Raw genomic sequence first — 4,040 nt, forward strand, 5'->3', positions numbered from 1 at the left:
ATGCCCGGACGCTGACTCCCCTGACCCGAGAACAGAAACGCCGTCCGCCCACCGCCAGCGGTGCTGGAGGCCGTGCCCCGGACGAGGTGGCGTGCCGTGCGGCCGTCGGCCACAGCCGCCAGGCCGCTGAGCAGGTCGTCGCGCCCCTCGCCCACGACCGCGGCGCGGTGCGCGAAGGCGGTGCGGGTGGTGGCCAGAGCACCGGCGACGTCCCGTGGCCGCAGCTCGGGACGCGCCTGGAGATGCTCGGCGAGCCCGGCCGCCTGCGCGGCCAGGGCCCGCGGCGACTTGGCGGACAGCGGCCACAGCAGCGGCGCGGCTCCTTCCTCGCCGTCGGCCGGCTCGACGTCGTCGAGCGGGGCCTCCTCAAGAACGACGTGCGCGTTGGTCCCGCTGATGCCGAAGCCCGACACCGAGGCCCGGCGCACACGGTCGTCCGAGCGCGGCCAGTCGGCGTGCTCCGTGAGCAGCCGGATGGTGCCCGCCGACCAGTCCACGTGGGGCGAGGGCTCGTCCGCGTGCAGCGTCTTCGGCAGCCGCTCGTGGCGAAGCGCCTGCACCAGCTTGATGACGCCCGCGACGCCCGCCGCCGCCTGGGTGTGGCCGATGTTGGACTTCACCGAGCCCAGCCACAGCGGCCGGTCCTTCGGTCGCTTTCCGTACGTGGCCAGCAGGGCGCGGGCCTCCACCGGGTCGCCGAGCGCCGTTCCGGTGCCGTGCGCCTCGACGGTGTCCACGTCGGACGCCGTGAGCCCCGCGTCCGCCAGCGCCGCCTGGATGACGCGCTGCTGGGCCGGACCGCTCGGGGCCGTGAGGCCGTTGCTGGCGCCGTCCTGGTTGACGGCCGTTCCCCGGACGACGGCCAGGACCCGGTGCCCCTTGCGGCGCGCGTCCGAGAGCCGCTCCAGCACCAGGACCCCGACGCCCTCCGCCATGCCCATACCGTTCGCGCCCGAGGCGAAGGCCTTGCACCGGCCGTCGGGGGCGAGCGCGCCCTGCCGGTCGAACTCCACGAAGGTGCCCGGGGTGTACATCACCGTGGCGCCCCCGGCCAGCGCCATGTCGCTCTCGCCCGACCGCAGTGACCGCACCGCCAGGTGCAGCGCCACCAGCGAGGTCGAGCAGGCGGTGTCCACCGAGATCGCGGGCCCCGACAGACCCAGGCTGTAGGCGATGCGGCCCGAGGCCACACTCGCCACCGAACCGGTGACCAGGTGGCCTTCGACCGAGTCCGGGGCGTGCTCCATGGGCGCCCCGTACTCGTGGTAGTTGCGCCCGACGAACACGCCGCCCCTGACGCCGTCCAGCGTCGACGGGTCGATGCCCGCGTGTTCCAGGGCGCCCCACGACGTCTCCAGCAACAGCCGTTGCTGCGGCTCCATGGCCAGGGCCTCGCGCGGCGAGATGCCGAAGAACTCGGCGTCGAACCCGGCGACGTCGTCCAGGAAACCGCCCTCCCTGATCGAGGTTGTGCCCCCTCGGCCGGACGCCGTGTCGAAGAGTCGCTCCAGATCCCAGCCGCGATCGGTCGGAAACGGGCCGATCGCGTCGCGCCCCTGCTCCAGCAGCTCCCACAGTGCGTCGGGCGAGGAGGCGCCGCCCGCGAAGCGGCAGTCCATGCCGACGATCGCGATGGGCTGTGACGCGCGGTCCTCGGCCTCCTGCAGACGCTTGCGCGTCTTGCGGAGGTCCACCGTGACGCGGTTCAGGTAGTCACGGAGCTTGGCTATGTCCTCGGCCATGGCCTGTCCTTCACAGTGCTGCCAGTGGGTGCGGCGGTTTCGGGAAGAGTGAGGAGCGGAGCCGTCAGGCTCGTGGGTCAGGCATCGCCGAGCTCCTTGTCGATGAGGTCGAACATCTCGTCGTCGCTGATGGCGGCGATGGCGTCGTCGTCCAGCTCGTCCTCGTCCTCGTCCTCGTCCTCGTCCGCTGTGGCGGTGGCGGGCCTCGCGCCGCCGTGGACGCCGTCGTCCTGGAACGCGGAGAGCAGGGCGCGCAGCCGCTCGGCGACGCCCGCGCGCGCCGCGGGCTCGACGGCGCCACTGGCCAACCTGGCCTCCAACCGGGACAGTTCGGCGTCGACGGAACCGAGCGGCTCGTCCTGTCCGCCGTCGCTCGCGCTCCCGGCCAACTCACCGCTCAGGAACCCGGCGACGGCCAGCGGGTGCGGATGCTCGAACACCAGCGTCGCCGGGAGCTGGAGTCCGGTGACGTGGCCCAGCCGGTTGCGCAGTTCGACGGCGAGCAGCGAGTCCACCCCGAGCTGTTTGAACGCCGCCTTCGGGTCGATGTCCGAGCCGCCGGAGTCGCGGCCCAGCACCGCCGCCAGGCAGTCCAGCACCAGGCGCAGCAGCTCCGCCTCCCGCTCGGCCGGCGGCAGCCCGGCCAGCCGCGCCGCCGCCGGGGGGTCCCCGTCGTCCGCGCCGTCTTCGGTGCTCCGCCCGGTGGGCTCCAACAGCTCGGCGACCTCCGGGATCGCGTCCAGCAGCGGACGGGGGCGGGCCGAGGCGAACACCGGGAGGAACCGGGCCCAGTCGACGTCCGCGATGGCGACGAAGGTCTCGTCGTGGTCGAGCGCCTGGTGCAGACCCGCGAACGCGGTGTCAGGGTCGATCAGCGGCAGGCCCTGTCGCCGCAGGAAGTCCGGGTCGACGGCGTCGGGCAACCGGTCGCTGCCCCACACACCCCAGGCGACGGACGTCGCGGGCAGACCGCGTGCCCGGCGTCCCGCCGCGAAGGCGTCCAGATACGCGTTGGCTGCGGCATAGGCACCATGGTCACCGCTACCCCACACCCCGGCGATGGAGGAGAAGAGCACGAACGACTCCACCGGGTGGTGGGCGAGCAGCTCGTCCAGGTGCCGTGCCCCGGCGACCTTCGCCTCCACCACCGCATCGAACTCCTCCAGCGTGAGCCCGTCCAGCGAGTTGAGCTGCATCAGCGCCGCCGCGTGGACCACGCTCCCCACCTTGTGGCCCTCACTGTCCAGGCGCTTCACCAACTGGGCGACCGCTTCCCGGTCCGCGACGTCACACGCCGCCACCGTGACCCGAACCCCCTCGGCCTCCAGCTCCTCCGCCAGCTCCGGAACCCCCTCGGCCGCCGCTCCGCGACGGCTCGTGAGGACGAGGTGCTCCGCCCCCGCCCGGACCAGCCAGCGCGCGATGTGCGGTCCCAGCGCCCCTGTGGCCCCCGTCACCAGCGTGGCGCCCCTCGGCCGCCACGCCTCGCGGACTCCGGCGGGGTGGGGTGCGCGGCGGAGGCGGGGCACGTGGACCGCGTCGTCCCGGACGGCGATCTGGTCCTCGTACCCGGTGTGGGTGGGCGCGAGGTGCCGGCTGAGACGGGCGTAGTGCTGCGGCCGGGGGTGCGGGGGCAGATCGATGAGGCCGCCCCACCGGGTNGCCCCACCGGGTGGGGTGTTCCAGGGCGGCGACCCTGCCGAGCCCCCAGATCTGCGCCCCCTCCGGGCTGGGCGGGGCGTCGGCCGCCGTGGCCTGGACGGCGCCCCTGGTCACGTGCCACAGCGGAACCGGCCGCGGCCCGTCGGCATGCGCCTTGACGAGCGCCAGGGTGTCCCTCACGTCCGACAGCAGGCTCAGGATGCCGACAGCGTCAGGGTGTTCGTCCAGCGCTCCGGGCAACGACTCCACGGCGTCGATCGGCACACCGGTCCAGCCGGAGGCGGCGAGCGCGTCGAGCAGTGCACCGGGGGGCTGCGCGTCACGGCCGACGATGAGCCACGTACCGCCGCTCGACGGCTCCGGCGCCTGCTCGGGCTCCCGCACCCCGCCGTCGGGGTGCTCCTGCCAACTGAGCTTGTACCGCCACTGGCTGAGGACGTCCTCCACCGTGGCGCCCCGCACGGCTCGGCGCGCGGGCTTGAGCCAGTAGTTCTTGTGTTGGAAGGGGTAGGTGGGCAGCGGCGGGTGGTGCGGGACCTCGGAGGACGGTTCGTGGGTGGGTGCGAGTCCGTGGGTGTATGTGTGTGCGTGTGCGTGGGTGAGTTGGGTGGTGGTGGGTTGGTGGCGTTTGAGGGT

The 4,040-nt window shown here is 73.6% G+C and carries 3 protein-coding genes (1 of these 3 running past the window's edge); all 3 read right to left on the bottom strand.

The window, feature by feature from the left end:
- On the bottom strand, positions 1-1,742 hold a 1,742-nt coding region (locus HPT28_RS26290; RefSeq protein WP_219094459.1), incomplete at its 3' end, for a type I polyketide synthase.
- A gap of 77 nt (positions 1,743-1,819) precedes the next feature.
- Positions 1,820-3,199 (bottom strand): type I polyketide synthase, encoded by a 1,380-nt coding sequence (locus tag HPT28_RS26295; protein ID WP_219094461.1) that lies wholly within the window; start codon positions 3,197-3,199, stop codon positions 1,820-1,822.
- A gap of 399 nt (positions 3,200-3,598) precedes the next feature.
- The coding region annotated (locus HPT28_RS26300) for an acyltransferase domain-containing protein (protein WP_219094463.1) crosses the window boundary (this coding region is incomplete at its 5' end): on the bottom strand, positions 3,599-4,040 show 442 of its 1,299 nt. Its footprint extends 857 nt past the window's final position.

Source organism: Streptomyces sp. JJ38 (assembly GCF_019303475.1).
GTDB lineage: Bacteria > Actinomycetota > Actinomycetes > Streptomycetales > Streptomycetaceae > Streptomyces.